The sequence below is a fragment of the Rhizobium johnstonii 3841 genome (assembly GCF_000009265.1).
GTDB classification, from domain to species: domain Bacteria; phylum Pseudomonadota; class Alphaproteobacteria; order Rhizobiales; family Rhizobiaceae; genus Rhizobium; species Rhizobium acaciae.
In genome coordinates this window covers 718,026-736,932 of sequence record NC_008380.1, presented here as the reverse complement: position 1 = coordinate 736,932, position 18,907 = coordinate 718,026, and the positions used below count along the sequence as shown (strand labels likewise).

Below are 18,907 nucleotides of genomic sequence, written 5' to 3'. Positions count from 1 at the left end.
GATCGAAACCCCTGATCAGCTATGTTTCGGAGCTGTCTGAAGAGATGGATACCGGATCAACCCGGTACGGCGGGACGGCGTCATGCCTGGTGGGAACGAGTGCATCTTCCCATTCCGACGTGTACATCAATGTTTATGGTTAATTCCTTGCTTGAAGGTTAATAAGCCTTTCGGAGGACAGGCTTTTGAAGCAATTCAAGGCCGTTCGCAGCAAATACTGTTGCGGAGTTGCATGGCTGCTACAAGGTACACGCAAGCTCCGTGTTATATGCCGGTCGATAACCAAGACATGACGTCGACAAGGACAGAGCAATGATTGTTCTCGGATTGGGTGCCTGCTTAATTGCAATGACGCTGCTTGCAGCCATCGCCCGCCTCGATTCCCTCGCCGCAAACCGCGACATCCGCGCCCTTCGGGTGTTCTAAAACCCATCCTTCCCCGTTGGCAGTCCGGCACCTTTGGTGTATCGCACTCGCGCCTTTCATGTCAGCGGAACTATCGGTTCATGTCCCCCAGATCTGGTCTCCTCATCGTTCTTGGCTTCACGCTCTGGCGCGTCGTCATGCTCAATTTCGATGCGACGGACTTTTTCGTCGACGAGGCGCAGTACTGGTTCTGGTCGCAAAACCTCGACCTCGGCTATTATTCCAAGCCGCCGATGATTGCGTGGGTGATCCGGGCGATGACCGAGCTTTCCGGCTCCAACGCCATCTATTGGATCAGGCTGCTAGGACCGCTGATCCACATGGCGGCGGCACTGGTATTGATGAAGACGGCAAAACGTTTCGTCGGGCCGGAGATCGAAGGCTGGACTGGCGCCACCTACATCACGCTCCCCGGTGTGGCGCTTTCTTCGGTGTTCTTCTCGACCGATGTGATCCTGCTGTTCTTTATCGCGATCGCCTTGCTTGCCTATTTCGGCTTGACGCAGCGGCGCTCGGTCGGGCTGGCGCTGGTCATGGGCCTTGGCGTCGGCCTCGCCTTCCTGACGAAATATGCCGTGCTGTTCGTCGTGCCGGGTGGCGCGATTGCCCTCCTCCTCATTCCGGCGGCGCGCATCGCCGTTCGCGATGTCATCATCGCGGTCGCGGTCGCGGCGGTCGTCGCCCTGCCGAACCTCTGGTGGAACCTGCAGCACGACAATACGACGGTGCGGCATACGCAGGACATTGCCCATTGGAGCGAACTCGGCATCAATCTCCGTCGCGGGCTTGAATTCTTCGCCGCCCAATTCGGCGTCGTCGGACCGATCATCTTCTTTGCGATGCTCTGGGCGGTCTACCGCATGATCAGAGGCAGGAGCGACGATCGGGAAAAGATGCTGGTCTGGCTGTCGATGCCGGTGGTGCTGCTCATCACGCTGCAGGCAACGGTCGCCAAGGCCTATGCCAACTGGGCGGTGACTGCCTATGTCGCAGGCACCATCCTTGCCGTCTGGCTGCTTTACCTGAAGTGGCCGAAGGGGCTCAGGCTGTCGCTCACCATCAACGGCATCGCCAGCCTGCTCTTTCCGCTGGCGACGATCTTTCCGCATCAGTTGCTGCTGCCGAACGGTGACGCGCTGATGAAGCGCTATCTCGGCCGCGCCGAGGTCAGCCGCGAGGCCGCCGCACTCGCAACCCAGGCCGGCACCGACATTATCGTCACCGACAATCGCGATATGGTCGCCGATCTTTTCTATACGCTCCGCGATGCATCCTACAGGATTTATGCGCGGGCGCCCGCAGGCCTGCCGGAGAGCTATTACGAACAGGAATTCGCTCTGCCCGCCGACATCACCGGCAAGGTGCTTTTCCTGACGGACGGGGCCTTCACCTGCGCCACCGAGACGCCCGAAGTGCTGAAGAACTGGCAGCCGACGGAGGGCAACTACAAGGGCAAGACGCTTTCCATCTACAAGGTCTCTGCCACCTGCCTGGCGCCCTGAGCAGGTTTCAGCCCGCTCTATGACAGCGCCAAGCCTTTTTCAGAGGTGCGGCGCGCTAACACTTTGAATTTCTGCATGATTTTATGCAGTGGGCAGGCAGAGACCGGTGCCCGTCCCTTCGATCTCCACGAATTTGACGCCGCCTTCCTCGAAGGCGAGGCGCAGCTGCGCCTCCGTCGCCCGATGGATGTCGTGGTGCCGGCCCTCGTAATCGCGGATGGTGCTGCGCGAGACGGCGGCCTTTTCGGCAAGGTCGGTCTGGGTCCAGTCCAGCAGGCCGCGCGCCGCGCGGCAGAGAGCGGGGGTGAGAATTGTTTCCCTTGCGCCTTGACCCATGATTTCAAGTTGCCCATATTGGTCGATATAGACCATATATGTCATGTTACGAACGGGATTTCCAGATCGGGAGACAATGATGCCACACGATACGCCCTTGATTTCGACAATCGTCGGCGGCCTCGTGCTGGCTTTCATCTTCGGCGCCTTCGCCCATCGGCTGCGGATGCCGCCGCTCGTCGGTTATCTGATCGCCGGCGTGCTTGTGGGGCCACATACGCCAGGTTATGTGGCGGATCAGAACCTTGCGCCGGAGCTTGCCGAAATCGGCGTCATCCTGCTGATGTTCGGCGTCGGGCTGCATTTCTCCCTGAAAGACCTGCTGTCGGTGCGCGGCATCGCCGTGCCCGGCGCGATCGTGCAGATCGCTTTCGCGACATTGCTCGGCTGGGGGCTCGGCGCCTTCATGGGCTGGTCGACCGGCGGCAGCCTGGTCTTCGGCCTGGCGCTTTCTGTCGCCTCCACCGTCGTGCTGCTGAAGGCGCTGCAGGAGCGGCGCCTCGTCGAGACGGAGCGCGGCAGGATCGCCGTCGGCTGGCTGATCGTCGAGGATCTCGCCATGGTGCTGGCGCTGGTGCTGATCCCGGCCGCAGCCAGCATCGGCGGTGAGGGTCACGCTCCCGTCGAGCCGCTCTCGGCCGGGCTGAGCCGCCTGTTCGGCCTCGATCTCGGCATCGGCGGCATGATCGCCATGACACTGGTGAAGGTGGCACTGTTCGTGGCGCTGATGCTGGTTTTCGGCCGCAAGCTCATTCCCTGGACGATGCACCGCATCGCCCATACCGGTTCGCGCGAACTCTTCCGGCTCGGCGTGCTGGCGATCGCGCTCGGCGTCGCCTTCGGAGCGGCGAAGCTCTTCGGCGTGTCGCTGGCGCTCGGCGCCTTCTTTGCCGGCATGGTGCTTGCCGAAAGCGAGCTCAGCCATCGCGCCGCGCAGGAGAGCCTGCCGCTGCGCGACGCCTTTGCCGTACTGTTCTTCGTCTCGGTCGGCATGCTGTTCGATCCGAACATCCTGATCGACAAACCGCTGCCGATCCTCGCCACCATCTTCATCATCGTCATCGGCAAGTCGGTCGCCGCGCTCCTCATCGTGCTCGCCTTCAAGAAGCCGCTCGGCACGGCGCTGACGATTTCGGCAAGCCTCGGCCAGATCGGCGAATTCTCCTTCATCCTCGCCGCCCTCGGCGTCGAACTCGGGCTGCTGCCGGAGGAAGGCCGCGATCTGATCCTTGCCGGCGCCATCATCTCGATCATCCTCAATCCGCTGCTGTTCTTCCTCTGCGACCGCATGCGGCCGCTGCTGGATGGTGCAAAGCGCGAAGACGTCGTGGCAGACCCTGCTCCCGCAGCAGATGCGATAGCGGCGCAAGAGGAGATGCCGCCCGAAGACGACGAGGTGCACCCGACCACTCTCAGCGGCCACGCCATTCTCGTCGGCTACGGGCGGGTTGGCAGCATCGTCGGACAGAATCTCAAGTCGTCAGCCACACCTTTTCTCGTCATCGAGGACTCCGACAAGCGCATCGGCGAGCTGAAGGCGCAGGGTATCGAAACTCTGTCGGGCAATGCGGTGATGCGGGAAACGCTCGACCTTGCCAATCTCTCTGGCGCCCGCAGCATTGCCATCGCCATCCCGAACGCCTTCGAAGCCTGCCGCATCATCGAGCAGGCCCGCAGCGTCAATCCATCGATCCTCATCGTCGCCCGCGCCCATTCCGACGCCGAGGTCGATGAGCTGACGCACTATGGCGCCGACACCGTCATCATGGGCGAGCGTGAAATCGCGCTGGGCATGGTTGACCGGCTCGCCCAAGTGCATCATGAGAGTGTGCCCTATGAAGACGGGCATGAGCCTGATACAATTATGCTGACGGATGACCCTCCGCCGGAAAGAGAATAAGAGATTGGCGCGCTTTTGAGCCGATACGGGAGTGACATCGCCGGGACGGAGAAGATGGAGCTGGACCAGCGCCGTCTGACGAGCCGTATCGCCGCTTCCCTCCTCGTCGCCGTCCTTGCCTATCTCGGCCTGCTTTTCGGCGGCAATCTGGTGATCTCGCCGGCCGCCGCCGCCAATACGCTTTCCTCTTCCGATCGGGATTCGCAGCCGCCGCAGCTGACTGCGCGCGATGCCGTGCGCGGGCTGCTTGCCACTGAACGCAAGCTTGCACCGAAGCAGGCGGCGCATGACGCCGGACCGCTTGCCCTTGCCGTCGTCCCGGCTGTCGATTTTTCCGGCTGGACCATGGCCGCGCCTTTTCCGGCATTTGAAGCTTTGCTTCATGCCGCAGTCTCCAGGACCCATCAGCCGCGCGCACCGCCGGTCGCTGCCTGACGCTCGCGCCGATCGGCGCTTCCGACCATTGACGACATGCCGCCAGCGCCCGAGCGCCGGCCCTCGATATCAAGGAATACAACATGCGTACTTCACGATGGCTGGTGGCCACCTATACGGTGATCATCGTACTCGGCCTATTGATCGCCCTGCCGAACGTCCTGCCGCAATCCGTCCTCCAGCGCGTGCCGGCCTGGCTGCCGCATGAGCAGGTGTCGCTCGGCCTCGACCTTCGCGGCGGTTCGCACCTCGTTCTGGAAGTCGACGAAGCCGACCTTACCAAGGAGCGGCTGCAATCGCTGCTTCAGGACGCGCGCCGCGTGCTGCGCGAAAAGGGCATCCAGCCGAAAGCCGTGGTCCGCAGCCAGAACCAGATCGTCGTGACGCTTGCCGATGCCGCGCAGAGCGATGCTGCCGTCACCGAACTCAAGACACTTGCCAACCCGATCAGCACCGGCCTCAGCGCCGGCCAGGCGGATCTCGATGTCACGGCGAACGGCGCCACCATCACCGTCGGCTTCTCGCGGGCCGGCATCGCCGCCAATGTCGACAATGCCGTCCAGCAGAGCCTCGAGGTCATCCGCCAGCGCGTCGACCAGGTCGGCGTCTCCGAGCCGACCATCCAGCGCATCGGCGCCAACCGCGTGCTCGTCCAGCTTCCGGGCGCGCAGGATCCGTCACGCCTGCGCGAACTGCTTGGCTCCACCGCCAAGATGTCGTTCCACATGCTGTCGCCGAACAATGCGCCCGGGCCCGGCGTGACCATGCTGAAGGACGATGAAGGCAGGTCCTATCCGGTCCTCGACCGCGTCGAAATCTCCGGCGACCGCCTTTCGGATGCCCGCGTCAGCTTCGACCCGAACACGCGTGAGCCGATCGTCAGCTTCCGCTTCGACAGCGCCGGCGCCACTCGCTTTGCCGAGATCACCCGCCAGAACGTCGGCAATCCCTTCGCCATCGTCCTCGACGACAAGGTGCTGAGCGCACCTGTCATCCGCGAGCCGATCACCGGCGGTTCCGGCCAGATCTCCGGCAGTTTCTCGGCCGACAGCGCCACGACGCTGGCCGCCATGCTGCGCGCCGGTGCCCTGCCCGCCAAGCTGACCGTCATCGAAGAACGCACCGTCGGCGCCGACCTCGGAGCCGACGCCATCAGGATGGGCATTTATTCCGGCATCGTCGGCTTTGTGCTCGTCGCAGCCTTCATCTTCGTTCTCTACGGCACCTGGGGCTTCCTGGCGAATATCGCGCTGTTGATCCACACGATCCTGACCTTCTCGGCGCTAACGCTGGTGGGTGCGACGCTGACGCTGCCGGGCATTGCCGGTGTCGTTCTCGGCATCGGCCTCGCGGTCGACGCCAACGTTCTCATCAACGAGCGCATCCGCGAAGAAACGCGCAAGGGCAAGAGCGCCTTCGCCGCCATCGACACCGGCTTCCGCCGTGCCTATTCGACCATTATCGACGGCAACATGACGGCCCTGATCGCTGCGGCCATCCTGTTCTTTTTCGGCTCCGGACCGGTTCGCGGCTTTGCCGTGACCATGGCGCTCGGCCTGATCATCTCGATGTTCACATCGGTCGCCTTCGTGCGTGTCGCGATGATCGAGATCACCCGCCGCCGCAAGCTCAAGGTGCTGAACATCCGGCCGTTGATCCCGTTCAGCCCCTATGACAAGCACATCGAGTTCATGAAGGCCCGCTTCTTCGGCGTCACCGTCTCGGCGCTGCTTTCGATTGCCTCCGTCGTGCTCTTCATTCATCCCGGCCTCAACTACGGCGTCGATTTCCGCGGCGGCATCCAGATGGCCGTCAAAACCCAGGGCGCGGCCGATCTTGCGAAGTTCCGCGAAGGTCTTGATAGTCTCGGCCTCGGCGAAATCACTCTGCAGTCCTTCGGCGACAAGAGCAGCATTCTCGTTCGTGCCCAACGGCAGGAAGGCGGCGAAGAGGCGCAGACGGCAGCGGTGACCAAGCTGAAGGCCGAAGTCACCAAGATCGATCCGACCGCCACGGTCGAAGGCACCGACGTCATCGGTCCGAAGGTCAGCGGCGAGCTTGCCTGGGCCGGTATCCTGTCGGTGGTGATCGCAAGCTTCGCGATGCTCATCTACATCTGGGTGCGGTTCGAATGGCCATTTGCCGTCGGCGCCATCGTCACGCTGGTGCTCGACGTCACCAAGGCGATCGGCTTCTTCGCGATCACCGGCCTCGACTTCAACCTGACGGCGATCGCCGCCATCCTGACGCTTGTCGGTTATTCGGTGAACGACAAGGTCGTCGTCTATGACCGCATGCGCGAAAACATGCGGCTCTACAAGTCGATGCCTTTGCGCGAGATCATCGACAAGTCGATCAACGAGACGCTGGCGCGAAGCCTTTACACCAATGCGACGGCCTTCCTCGCGCTGGTGCCAATGGCGATCTGGGGCGGCAGCGCGGTCTCTAGCTTCGCGATCCCGATGGTCTTCGGCATTCTCGTGGCCGGCGCCTCGTCGATCTTCATCGCGGCACCCATCCTGCTCTTCCTCGGCGACTGGCGCCGCCGCCATGCTAAGGCGGCAGCGGCAACCGATGAGGCAGTCGAGATCATTCCGCCCGGAACAGGGTCGCCCGCGCAAGTCCGCGAGCTAATATCCCGTTGACGCATCCTTGAAGAGGGCGCCGGTTGCAGAGCCGGCGCCCTCTTTCTATTGTCGGATACGATAATTCCTGAAATCGGAATCGGTTTAAGGATAAAATAATGCAGCAATTCAAAGTGCTACAGCGTTCTTCGCGCGTCCGAAAAGATGCGCGGCGCTCTTAAAAGATCGGGGAAACCGCCAGATGTCATCCGACCCGACGAGACCGCCGGAAACCAACAGTGCCAGTGACAGTGAGGAGCGAATCAAGCGTTTCCTCGCGACCGCCTCGCACGACCTGCAATCGCCGCTCCGCCATATCGCCATGTATGCCGAACTGCTGCTCGACGATCTCGAGGAGACTCTCGACGGCGAACAGCTTCAGAGCCTGCGGATGATCATGGAAAAGGCGCAGACGGCACAGCGCCTTACCAAGGCATTGATGAGCCTTGCCGGCGGCACACCCCAGGTGACGCCTGAAGAGGTCGATCTGCAGGCGCTCGCCGAAAATGTCTGGGGCGAACTGACCGACGAGACGGCGGTCGGCGAGGCGGCGCTCGAAAGCGACGGCCTGCCCTCCATCCGTACCGACCCTGCCCTCTTCGGTCTGGCGCTGCGGCATCTGCTGACCAATGCCCTCATGTATCGCGGGGAAGCGGCGCCGCATGTGGCCATTGCCGCGGAGCGCGAGGGGACGGACTGGTTCATCCGGATTTCCGACAATGGAATGGGCATCGATCCGGCTTATCGGGAGCGGATATTCGAGCCTTTCTGGAAATTGCCGAAGCCCGGAACGGTCCAGGGCGCCGGTCTCGGATTGACCACGGCGCGGGAGTTTCTGGCGGCGCTTGGCGGCGATATCAGCCTCGAACATTCGGATGAAAGCGGCAGTCGCTTCATCATCCGCCTTCCGATCACTTGAAATCAGCAATTTCCAGCAAAAGTGTGCAGCGGTTTTGCGTCCGGAATTGCGCAAAAGAAAGAGATAGAGCGTTTCCGCGACTCGGAGAAAAGCGCAAATGCTCTAAATGCTGTAATCGTCCTTCCAGAAATCCGGGACGTCATATGTCACATATTCGCGGATGATGTGCTGCAGCGTCTGGGCATCGATTTCGTCCTTGCCGATGCGGAAATCGACGCCGTAATCCGGGAATTCCTGGAAATAGCCGCCCGATATATCGGTCGAGACGACGCCGATCGGACCGGTGTAACCGATGCCGCGCAACTCCGGCACCGTGTCGCGGAAATCGGCATTGGGCAAAAGGCGATTATCGAGCAGGATGAGATCGAAGCGCGCCGCGCGGATCTTTTCCAGCGCGTCACCGATCGATTGCGAATATTCAACCTCGACGGCCGGCTCGGAGAGATCGGCGATCTTCTTCTTGAGCGCGCGGAATTCGATGAATTCGTCGTCGACAAAGAGAACCTTTACGGCATTCCTTCGGCTCGTTTCGGTGATCATCGTCTCATTCCCCCAATCCCGAAACCAACTTCACGAAACCAAACCATTCCTCAAGGCGATCGCCACCATATGAACGCGGTTCACAGCGTCAAGTTTGCGCGCGGCGGCGGTGATGTGCGAATTGACCGTATGTTCGGAAAGACCGAGAATGATGGCGATCTCCGCCGACGTCTTGCCTTCGCTCGTCCATTTGACGATTTCCGATTCGCGCTGGGTCAGGCGTCCGGACATTTCCGGCGTCAGGATTTCCTCGTAGAGCTTGTCAAAAATGCGCATGGCGTCGAGAAGCATGTCGGCGATCTCACTCTGATCCGGCTCCTGACGCTCGCCGCAGAGGACGAGGCAATATCGCCGCCCTTCCGGCGTGAACAGCGGGATGAAGAGAAAGACACCGCTCAGGAACTCGTTAAAAACAAGATCGGACGGATAATCTTCCGGCTGTGCGCTCCGGCCATGGACCGGCGTTGCCAGGAACTGGGCGGTCTTCGCCCGCACGGTGCCCAGCGCTTCCTTCAACGTGGTGATGAAAAGGCCGACACGCCGCTCGGCAACATTGGTGATGACGATATCGCGTTCACCGAAAGGGGCCGAAGCCTCGGAAATGCGGGCCAGCGCGAAATTATCGAAGTTGTAATGCTGTGCCGCCGATTTCAGCAGACGGAAAAAATCGGTGCGGTTGATCGCCCGGCTCAGTTCCGGTCCGGCATGAAAGGGAATTGCCGGGGCATTGTTCATTCCTACTCTTCCTCTCCTCCCGCCAATGCCTCTAATCCCGAAATCTTGGGATATACGTCTTAAACGCGAAGAGCTACAAAAATTGCGAGACGATTGATGAGAGATATCGAAAACGGGGACTTTCGATATGTAAGGCGGAAATCATCAATTATCTCAACGACAGGTGATGCACGGGCAGATTTTACTGAGGGGCAGTAGTTCTTACCTGGGTATCGTATTCTTCCTGCATTCAACATCCATGAATGCGAGAAGGCAGTGCCAGACGTAAGCGCGAGAGAGCCGATAGACCCATTCAGCTAAGGGGTTGGCTGATGTTCGTGGCGGCGAACGCGGGTTGATCGGTTCTCTCAGCGCTTATTTTGCGTTCCATATTCTTCGCTTCGGTTGCATCTTGTGATGCGTCCTCGACCTTGTCAATTGCGGTTTGTCAGATGGCTTGGACGAATGGGAGGGAATAGGGCATACGGCTTTCGCCGTTTTCTACATCTCAAGATTGAGAATGATCGCGGCAAGGTCAAGTGGCTTTTCCAGATAGACATCGGCGCCGGCATCGAGTGAGCGCGCGCGGTCCTCGGCAGCATCCGATCCGCTGCAGATAGCAAGCCGCATCGCCTTGAAACGATCATCCAGGCGCAACCGAGTGATCAGGACGATGCCGCTATCGAGCGGCATGTAGAGATCGGCGACCAGCAGATCGGGCGAGGTCTTGCCTTCCGCCGCGCGCGTCTCCAGTGCCTCCAACGCCATTTCGGCGGTCGAGAAACAGAATAGATCGACGTCTAACTGCTGCTTTTTGCTCATATAGTCGACATAGAAGAGGTCATCCTTGCTGTCGTCGACATAAAATAGGGTGGTCATCTAGCACCGTGATCTGGATATTGTTCGAATGAACCTCGCTGTCCTTCGACATCACCATACCGCGGTTCCACTAAAATTCGATATACCTCATCGCAGATCATTTCGCAAAAAGCGCGGCACCGCCCTGCCTTGCCTCTTGAGTATTCCTCGATTTCGGAAAAGATTGCCGCGCAAACCGAAGGAGGACACACGGGTGCAGGATCAGGGCAACGTGGACCTGCAGGACCAGCCAAGGCGACACTACCGTGGCTTTGCGATTGCCGTCGGCTGCCTGATGTTCCTTCTCGGCGTGACGGCGCTTGCCGGCTGGCTGCTGCAGGCCGAGATTGTCATTTCGCTGGTTCCCGGCTTTCCGTCGATGGCCTTCAATACCGCGCTCTGCTTCGTGCTTTCCGGCGTGGGGCTTGCCGCTTCGACACTCGCCGCCCGCCGTTTTCGAGCAACGGCGGCGATCACGGCAGGGCTTGCGGCGGCGATCGCCGCCGCCCGGCTCGTGGAAATCGTGATGATCGGGCGGAGTTTTCACAATGTCGACGTGTTGATCTCGCGTTTCCTGGTTTCGCCGGATTTCATTGCCGAGATCGGCGGCGGCATGGGGCCGAACACGGCGCTGGTCTTTCTGATCGCCAATCTCTCGCTGCTGCTCTCGCTCCAGGTGGAGAGGTCGAGAAGCCAGGTGGTGCAGGAATTGACGAGCTATGTCGTCATCACCCTCGGCATGATCGCGCTGGCCGGCTATGTCACCGATGCCGAACAGGGCTACCGCTGGGGCCCCTATGCGGCGATGGCGCTGCATACGGCGGTCGGCATGGTGATCTTCGGCTCCGGGCTTCTCGCCCGCTCCTGGTGGATGCAGCCGGCAAACCGGGCGCAGATCCCGCTCTGGATCCCGGCTGCGGTCTGCTTCACCGGCCTTCTCGTCGATCTCTATACGCCGCTGGGTGTCGCCAACGGCATTCTCTATGTACCGCTGGTGCTGACGGCGCTCTGGTTCGGCAACAGAAATGCGCCGCTTTTCTTCGCCTTTGCCTGTACCGTGCTCCTGATGCTCGGCTTCTTCGCCGTCAAGCACGACGAGTCCGGCTTCTGGCAGGAGATCGCCAACCGCACCATTACGGCTGCCACGCTTTGGCTGATCGCGCTCTTCGTCTTCTATTTCATGCGCAACACCCATCATCTGGAAAGCGAGCGTGTCCGCTTCGGCGCGCTGGTGCGCGGCACGCCTGATGCCGTCGTCGTCATCGACGAGCGTGGAACGATCAAGAATTTCAATCCGGCGGCTGAAAGCATGTTCGGCTACTCCCCGCAGGAGACGATCGGCAAAAACATCAAGATGCTGATGCCCGAACCCTACCATTCCGAGCATGACGGCTATCTCGCCCATTACCGGCAGACCGGCGAGGAGCGCATCATCGGCACGACGCGCATGGTCTCCGGACGACGCAAGAACGGCATCGTCTTTCCGATCGATGTTTCCATCAGCGCCGTCGTCACCGGCCATACGAAAACCTTCGTCGGTATAGTGCGCGACATCAGCGAGCGCGTCCGGCAGGAAGAACGGATGAAAACGACGCTTTCCCAGCTCGAGGCCTATACGGCCGAGCTCGAGCGCAGCAACCACGACCTCGATGAATTCGCCTATATCGCCTCGCATGATCTCAAGGAACCGCTGCGCGGCCTGCACAACCACTCCCGCTTCCTGTTGGAGGATTATGAAGACAAGCTCGATGCGGACGGCGTGCGCCGGCTGAACCGGCTCGTGCGTCTCAGCCAGCGCATGGAGAAACTCGTCAACGAGCTTCTTTATTTCTCCCGGCTCGGGCGCCAGCAACTGGCGGTCAAACGCACCGATATCGGCCTGATCGTCAAGGATGTCGTCGCGACGATGGAGTTGCTGCTCGAGGAGCGGCACGCCAAGGTCATCATCGACGGCCGGCTGCCGGAGGTGGTCTGCGATGCGCCGCGGTTGACCGAAGTGTTCCGCAATCTCATTACCAACGCGGTCAAATACAACGACAAGCCGGCGCCGCTCGTCTCGATCGGCTATCTTGACCGGTTCGTCGGCAAGGACGGCACGGTTGCCCGCAACGTGTTTTTCGTTAAGGATAACGGCAAGGGCATTCCGCAGGAATTCCACGAGGATATTTTCCGCATTTTCAAACGGCTGGAAAAGTCGCAGGATTCCGACGACGGGACCGGGGCAGGCCTCACCTTCGTTCGCAAGATCATCGCCCGGCACAATGGCGATATCTGGCTGGAATCCGAGGTCGGCACCGGCACGACATTCTACTTCACTCTGGGAAAAAAGCGCGAGGGGCAGAATGCAGCAGCGTGATACGCAACCGATCCTGATCGTCGAGGACAGCGAAGACGATTTCGAAGCGACGATGCGCGCCTTCAAACGCACCAACCTGCGCAATTCGATCCGCTGGGCGGCCTCCGGTCAGGAAGCGCTCGACATGCTCGCCGAGATGGTGCCGAAACCCGGGCTGATCCTGCTCGACCTCAACATGCCGGGTCTTGACGGCCGCAAGACGCTGGAGGCGATCAAGTCGAACGCCGGCTGGCGCAAGATTCCGGTGGTGATCCTCACGACCTCCGACGACGAACGCGATATCGAAGGCTGCTATGCGCTCGGCGCCAATACCTATGTGCAGAAGCCGGTGGATCTCGACGGGCTCTTCGCCGCGATCCAGCGGCTGAAGGAATACTGGTTCGAAATCGCGATCCTGCCACTCGAGGACTGACAGATTGGCGGAACACTGCTCTATTCTCATCATCGACGACAACATCGACGATCTCGAGGTCTATCGCCGCATATTGGGCCGCGTTTCCAGCACTGCCTATACCGTCGTGGAGGCGGAGACGGGTGAAGAGGGTCGTGCGCTGAACGGCCGGAAACGGCCGGACTGCATCCTGCTCGACTATTCACTGCCGGGGCGCGACGGGCTCGGCGTTCTTGCCGATATCCTGGAGGATGACCCCGCCGCCAACGTCATCATGCTGACCGGCCAGGGCAACGAAACCGTCGCCGTCGAGGTGATGAAGAGCGGCGCGCGCGACTATCTGACAAAGGATTCGCTTTCGCCGGAGACACTGCATCGCTGCATTCAGAACGCCATCATGCACGGCATGCTGGAAGCGAAGCTGGAGCAGAAGCGGCAATCGCTTGAGATCTTCACCCGCGCCATGGCCCATGATTTGAAGGAGCCGCTCCGGACGATCAAATCCTTCAGCCGCATCCTGCACGGTTCTGCGGCGCTTCCGGCCGAAGACCGGGAATTGCTCGATTACGTGCTCAGCGCCGCCGACCACATGGAAGACCTGATCGTCAAGGTCTCGGGCTTCACCAAGCTCGAGGCCTCCGGGGGGCTGGAACTCAGGCCGGTCTCGCTCTCCGATGTGCTCAACCAGGTGGAGGACAATCTGCGCCAGCAGACCGAAAGCCGCGGAGCCGTCATCATCCGCGGGGCGCTGCCGGAGGTCATGGGCGATGCGACGCTGCTGACCCAGCTCCTGCAGAACCTGGTGTCGAATGCCGTCCGCTATTGCGAGCAGAAGGTTCCGGAGATCAGCATCACAGGCGAAGCGCTGGCCGATACCTGCCGCCTCACCGTGCGTGACAACGGGCCCGGCATCGACCCCGAGCACCGCGAGCTGATCTTCCAGCCGTTCAAGCGTCTCGTCGGGCGTGGCATCGAAGGCACCGGGCTCGGCCTTGCCATCTGCCGCCGCATCGCGCAGATGCATGGCGGCTCGATCTGGTGCGAGGCAGAAAATGGGCCGGGCGCCACCTTCATTCTCGAAGTGCCGCTCGCCGAGGCGAGGCCCGCGCCATCAGCCGCATCGGCCGTGCCGCACAGCGCCAGATCGGCGGAGCAGCCAGGCGAAGGTTCGGGCAGGCTCGCCGAAGTGCTGCTGGTCGAAGACAGCCCTGCCGACATCCAGCTTCTGAAGATCAAGCTGATGCGGCGGGACAAGGTGAATTTCAACCTGCATGTCGCCACCAACGGACGCGAGGCGATGCGGCTGCTCGAAGAACGCGCCGGCATCGCCGATGTGCCGCAGATCGACCTGATGCTGCTCGACATCAACATGCCGATCATGGACGGCTTCGAGGTGCTGCGTGCGCTTTCTGTCGATGTCCGTCTCAAGCGCATTCCCGTCTGTATCCTCAGCACCTCAAGCGATGAGACCGACATGCAGCGGGCCAGAAATCTCGGCGCACGTGCCTATATGGTCAAGCCGCCGACCCTGCAGCAACTGGAAGAGGCACTTGAAGATGTCGAGCATTTGGAGTTGTTGCAGCGCGGCGATTCGCTTGCGCTTTGTGCGGAACAAAATTAAGCGATCGTCATTGGCAACGGTATGACCTTCGCAGCTCTCATACTCGCGCTCCTGACGACACCGCTTCAATCAGGACTGCTCTCGATGGTATCAGGCATACATCACATCACGGCCGTCACCCGCAAGGTGCAGGCGAATGTGGACTTCTACGCGGGATTTCTCGGCATGCGGCTCGTCAAGCAGACAGCCGGTTACGAGGACGCGACGCAGCTTCATCTGTTCTATGGCGATGCCGCAGGAACGCCGGGCTCGCTGCTGACCTTCCTCACCTGGGAAGATGGTGCGCCCGGCCGGGCCGGTTACGGCCAGATCAGCGAAATATCGCTGTCGATCAATCCCACCAGCATCGGCTACTGGCTGACGCGCGCCATGAGCTTCGGTCTGAGCTCAGAGGGACCGGCCGACGAATTCGGCGAGCCTGTCCTGCGGCTGAAGGATCCCGACAACATCATCCTCAAGCTCGCGGGCGCAAAGAAGCTCGCATCGCCAGCCGCCTGGGACGGCGCCTCGATCCCGGTCGAGCATGCCGTTCAGCGCCTGCGCGGCGCGACCATGCTGACGGAGAAGCCCGCCGAAAGCCGCACCTTCCTCGAGACGCATTTCGGTTACCGTTTCCAGGCCAGCCGCGGTACGATCGACAGGCTGGTGTCGCAATCCGGCGACATCATCGACGTGCGCGATGCGCGCGGCTTCTGGTCCGGCGCGCCGGGTACCGGGACGGTCGATCACGTCGCCTTCCGCGCTGCCGACGAGGAGACGCTGCTTTCCGTGCGCAAGGCTCTGGAGGCGACCGACGCCTCGCCGACCAACATGCACGACCGCAAATATTTTCGCTCGCTGTACGCCCGCGAGCCCGGCGGCACGCTGGTGGAACTCGCCACCGACAAGCCCGGCATGACTGTGGACGAAGAGCAGGCCGCCCTCGGAGGGAAGCTGTTCGCGCCGCCCGAAGCCATCACCAATCTTCACGACCTGAAGGTGATGCTGCCGCAATTTTCAATGCCCGGCCAGCCGCGTGTCAATTACCGCGAGTTGCCATTCGTCCACCGCTTCTATACGCCCCCGGACCCCGATGGCAGTGTCTTCGTGCTGTTGCACGGCTCCGGCGGCAATGAGACGACGCTGATGCCGCTGCTGAACAAGGTAGCGCCGCGGGCGACGCTGCTCGGCGTACGCGGCCGGGCGACGGAGGAAGGCTTTCCGCGCTGGTACAAGCGCATTACCCCCTTCTCCTTCGACCAGAACGACATCAAGACCGAGGCCGAGGCCTTCGCGGCCTTTATCGAGGGCGCTGTCAAATCCTACGGGCTTGACCCTCAGAAAGTCGTCTATGTCGGTTATTCGAATGGCGCCAACCTTTTGAACTCGCTGCTCTACCTGCACCCGAACCTGGTTCACAAGGCGGTGCTGCTGCGCTCCATGCCTGTGCTCAGCGACTATCCGCATGCCGATCTGAAAGGCACGGATCTGCTCGTCATCAGCGGTAAGACGGATGCCTACGGCAAATATGCGAGCGAACTGGAAGAGAGGCTGAAGAGTTCGGGCGCCACCGTCGATTCCGACGTCATCGCCGGCGGCCACGATCTCGGCGATGCCGACGTGCCGATCATCCAGAAATGGCTGCTGCAGGAAAACCGCTGATCAGCCGCGGCTTCACACCTGAACGCGGGACGTCCGGGCAATCATGATGCCGGCAAGAACGACGGCGCCGCCGAGCGCCTGCATCGTCCCGATCGCCTCGTTAAGCAGCGCCCAGGCAAGGATTGCCGCAACGACCGGCTGCAGCAGCAGTGTCAGCGAGGAAAAGGCCGGCGGCAGATAGGCGAGCGCATAGGTGATCGCCACCTGTCCGCCGGCATGGCTGATAAAGGCGAGGCCGAAGACGATCGACCAGCCGTAGACGGTCGCGGGCAGCATATGGCCCTCATAGATCAGGCCGATCGGAAAGATGCAGACGGCAGCGCAGGCCGTGCTCCACAGCATGATGCGGATCGTATCGAAGCGGCTGCGCAGCCTGCCGATCGCAAGGATGTAACAGGCATAGAAGAAGGCGGCGATCATCGCGATGCCGTCGCCGCGGAGGTCGCCATTGCCGATGGCTGCCGGTCCGCCCTTCAGAATGACGACGCCTGAGAGCGCCACGGCAAGGCCGATCACGAAGACGCGGCTGATCCTCGCGCTGAAAAAGACGAAGGCGATCAGCGTGACGAAAACCGGTGCGAGGTTGGCAAGCAGCGTCGCATTGGCGACCGACGTCATGGTGAGCGAAAGGTGCCAGGCGGCGAGGTCGAGCGCCAACATGACGCCCGGGAGAACCAGCATGGCATAGTCGGAAAGGCTTTGCGGCTTCGGCCCCCTTTCCTTCTTCATCAGCGAGACGATGACGATCGGGATCAACGCCAGCGCCACGCGCCAGAAGGCCGTCGCCATCGGACCGACTTCGGACAGCCTGACGAAGATCGGCGAGCCGCCGATCGCCGCCCCGCCGAGAAGCAGCGCCGCAAGGGCAAAACGATTGGAAGGCGAGGCTTCGGAAAGGGTGGGAGCGGCCTGCGACATGATCTCGATATTTCTGGTCGCCCAAATGCCGGGCCGGCGGGATATTACAGCGCCGCGCGTCTTTTCAGACGCGCAAAGGACGCTGTAACACTTTAAGTTGCTGCATAATTTTATCCTTAAATCGATTTCGATTTAAGGAATTATGCAGTGATGGCCGAGTGACTATCAGAAGTCGATCACCGGGGACAGCCGAAGAGCGACATATTGATGGAAAATCAGGCAGGATGCTTATTCGTCGCGCTCGTCCGCAGCTTTTCGGCGATCTCGCCGGCGACGAAGAACGCATGCTCGGTCACCTGCGGCAGTCCCATCAGCTCGCCGAAGGTGCCGCGCGCCAGCGGGCCGGAGATCAGCAGCGAAGGATCTGCCTTTCCCGACGGGCCGATCGCCTCCGAGCGCTCGGTGCAGGCAAGGCCGAGGCCGGTCGGGTCGAGCGTCAGATGGCCGCTTGCCGCAAGTGCTGCTAGCCAGGGCTGGGTTTGGAGAATACCGCCATGCGCCGGGCCGGTGGTGACGACGACGGCGTCATAGCGTCCCTCCAACGGCTGGCGCTGATGACGCGGCTGCAGGGTGCAAAGAATAAGTTCGCCCTCGATGCGCGCATCGGCAACCGAGCCGGCAACAATGTCGAGGCGGCCCGCAGCAACCGCCGCGTCGAGCACGGCCTCGACCTGCGGGGCGATCCGGAAACGGTGGACATCCCAATAGGGACGCAGATGGCGAACGAGACGGCGTCGTTCGGCAACCGGCAGCGCCTGCCAGAGATCGTATCCCTGCGCCCGCACCTGATCGATCACCCCATGCCAGCTTATGCCCTCTTCCTTCGCCGCACCTATGGCGGCGCGGATCCCTCTCAGCAGCGACACGGCGGAATGGGCCGCATCGGAGACGAAATCGCCGAAGAGCTCCTGCGGTACCGGCGGATGGCCGCGAGACCGCAGACCGCGGCGCGAGATCGCGGTCACCGGACCGTCATGCCCGCGCTCAGCCAGCGAGGCAATGACATCGGCGGCCGTCAGGCCGTTGCCGATGACCAGCACCCGGTCGTGCGGGCGGATCACGTCCAGCGCGCCCGGCTTGGTGGTATCGGCGACGAAACGGGGATGGGCGGCAAGCCGGCTCGCAAGCCGGCCGGGGGCTGTCGGCGGCGGATGGCTGGTGGCGATCGCGACGATATCGGCCTCCGTCACGCCGCCCCTATCGTCGAGGATCGACCAGCGGCCGGCACGGCGTTCGACAGCCGTCGCTGCAGCGCGGCAATGACGCACGCTACCGTCTTCCAGCAGCGGCTTCAGCAGCGAGGCGACATAATCGCCGAACAGCCGGCGCCGGGGGAAGAGCGAGCCATCGGGCTGCCTGGCCTCAGGGTCGCCGGCGACGGCGTCGCGGACTTCGATCCAGGCCAAGAATTCGCCCAGGTCATCGGGCTGCAGGCTCATCTTGGCGGCTGGAACATTGATGCGGTGGGCCGGATCGGCCGTGTCATAGGCAAGGCCGCGGCCGAGTTCGGCGCGCGGCTCGAAGACCATGATGGCAGGGCGCTCGCCGCAGTCGGCTCTGGCGAGATGATAGGCGACACCGGCGCCGGAGACACCGCCGCCGATGATGGCGACGACGGGTTGTTCAGACGTCGGGAGAGGCTTGGGCTGCATGGTGGCCGGGATCATTGCTTTCGATGCCCGAGCATAGAAGCGGGGCATTGGTCACGCAATCCTCCTCCCCCGAT

General features: G+C 61.7%; 15 protein-coding genes. 9 read left to right on the top strand and 6 right to left on the bottom strand.

Annotated features, from left to right (window positions below; translation table 11 throughout):
- Window positions 1-506 precede the first annotated feature (506 nt).
- Window positions 507-1,928, top strand: coding sequence for an ArnT family glycosyltransferase (locus RL_RS03600; RefSeq protein ID WP_011650458.1), 1,422 nt, complete (start codon window positions 507-509; stop codon window positions 1,926-1,928).
- 81 nt (window positions 1,929-2,009) lie between these two features.
- On the opposite strand, the gene RL_RS03595 is transcribed toward RL_RS03600, so the two are convergent.
- Window positions 2,010-2,309: a helix-turn-helix transcriptional regulator gene (locus RL_RS03595; RefSeq protein ID WP_011650457.1), complete on the bottom strand. Its 300-nt coding sequence runs from the start codon at window positions 2,307-2,309 to the stop codon at window positions 2,010-2,012.
- Window positions 2,310-2,343: 34 nt separating this feature from the next.
- On the opposite strand from RL_RS03595, the gene ybaL reads away from it, so the two are divergent.
- The 4 genes from ybaL to RL_RS03575 all read left to right on the top strand — a co-directional run bounded on the left by ybaL (window position 2,344) and on the right by RL_RS03575 (window position 8,142).
- Window positions 2,344-4,164: a YbaL family putative K(+) efflux transporter gene (gene ybaL, locus RL_RS03590; RefSeq protein ID WP_041936170.1), complete on the top strand. Its 1,821-nt coding sequence runs from the start codon at window positions 2,344-2,346 to the stop codon at window positions 4,162-4,164.
- Window positions 4,165-4,218: 54 nt separating this feature from the next.
- Entirely contained in the window at window positions 4,219-4,599 is a 381-nt protein-coding gene (locus tag RL_RS03585; RefSeq protein ID WP_041936169.1) for a hypothetical protein, read from the top strand.
- A gap of 83 nt (window positions 4,600-4,682) precedes the next feature.
- The gene (gene secD / locus RL_RS03580; RefSeq protein ID WP_011650454.1) at window positions 4,683-7,244 is read left to right on the top strand and encodes a protein translocase subunit SecD; all 2,562 of its coding nucleotides are present in this window, start codon (window positions 4,683-4,685) and stop codon (window positions 7,242-7,244) included.
- A gap of 181 nt (window positions 7,245-7,425) precedes the next feature.
- Window positions 7,426-8,142: a sensor histidine kinase gene (locus tag RL_RS03575; protein ID WP_011650453.1), complete on the top strand. Its 717-nt coding sequence runs from the start codon at window positions 7,426-7,428 to the stop codon at window positions 8,140-8,142.
- 102 nt (window positions 8,143-8,244) lie between these two features.
- On the opposite strand, the gene RL_RS03570 is transcribed toward RL_RS03575, so the two are convergent.
- The 3 genes from RL_RS03570 to RL_RS03560 all read right to left on the bottom strand — a co-directional run bounded on the left by RL_RS03570 (window position 8,245) and on the right by RL_RS03560 (window position 10,275).
- The gene (locus RL_RS03570) at window positions 8,245-8,682 is read right to left on the bottom strand and encodes a response regulator (protein ID WP_003545475.1); all 438 of its coding nucleotides are present in this window, start codon (window positions 8,680-8,682) and stop codon (window positions 8,245-8,247) included.
- Between the two features lie 30 nt (window positions 8,683-8,712).
- Window positions 8,713-9,417: a response regulator transcription factor gene (locus RL_RS03565; RefSeq protein WP_011650452.1), complete on the bottom strand. Its 705-nt coding sequence runs from the start codon at window positions 9,415-9,417 to the stop codon at window positions 8,713-8,715.
- Between the two features lie 480 nt (window positions 9,418-9,897).
- A complete protein-coding gene (locus RL_RS03560) occupies window positions 9,898-10,275 on the bottom strand; it encodes a response regulator (protein WP_011650451.1) in 378 nt (125 codons plus the stop codon).
- Window positions 10,276-10,303: 28 nt separating this feature from the next.
- Between RL_RS03560 and RL_RS03555 the strand changes: the two genes are divergently transcribed.
- The 4 genes from RL_RS03555 to RL_RS03540 are packed head-to-tail and all read left to right on the top strand — an operon-like array spanning window position 10,304 to window position 16,263.
- Window positions 10,304-12,610 (top strand): sensor histidine kinase, encoded by a 2,307-nt coding sequence (locus RL_RS03555; RefSeq protein ID WP_011650450.1) that lies wholly within the window; start codon window positions 10,304-10,306, stop codon window positions 12,608-12,610.
- Window positions 12,597-13,022: a response regulator gene (locus RL_RS03550; protein WP_003545468.1), complete on the top strand. Its 426-nt coding sequence runs from the start codon at window positions 12,597-12,599 to the stop codon at window positions 13,020-13,022. The genes RL_RS03555 and RL_RS03550 overlap by 14 nt, the downstream gene beginning before the upstream one ends.
- A gap of 4 nt (window positions 13,023-13,026) precedes the next feature.
- Window positions 13,027-14,622, top strand: a complete 1,596-nt coding sequence (locus tag RL_RS03545) for a response regulator (RefSeq protein ID WP_011650449.1) — start codon at window positions 13,027-13,029, stop codon at window positions 14,620-14,622.
- Window positions 14,623-14,643: 21 nt separating this feature from the next.
- A complete protein-coding gene (locus RL_RS03540) occupies window positions 14,644-16,263 on the top strand; it encodes a VOC family protein (protein ID WP_173364430.1) in 1,620 nt (539 codons plus the stop codon).
- Between the two features lie 12 nt (window positions 16,264-16,275).
- Here RL_RS03540 and RL_RS03535 read toward each other — a convergent pair whose 3' ends face one another.
- Both RL_RS03535 and RL_RS03530 read right to left on the bottom strand, forming a co-directional pair.
- Window positions 16,276-17,181: a DMT family transporter gene (locus RL_RS03535; protein ID WP_011650447.1), complete on the bottom strand. Its 906-nt coding sequence runs from the start codon at window positions 17,179-17,181 to the stop codon at window positions 16,276-16,278.
- A gap of 215 nt (window positions 17,182-17,396) precedes the next feature.
- Window positions 17,397-18,881 (bottom strand): FAD/NAD(P)-binding protein, encoded by a 1,485-nt coding sequence (locus RL_RS03530; RefSeq protein ID WP_011650446.1) that lies wholly within the window; start codon window positions 18,879-18,881, stop codon window positions 17,397-17,399.
- Window positions 18,882-18,907: the final 26 nt, after the last annotated feature.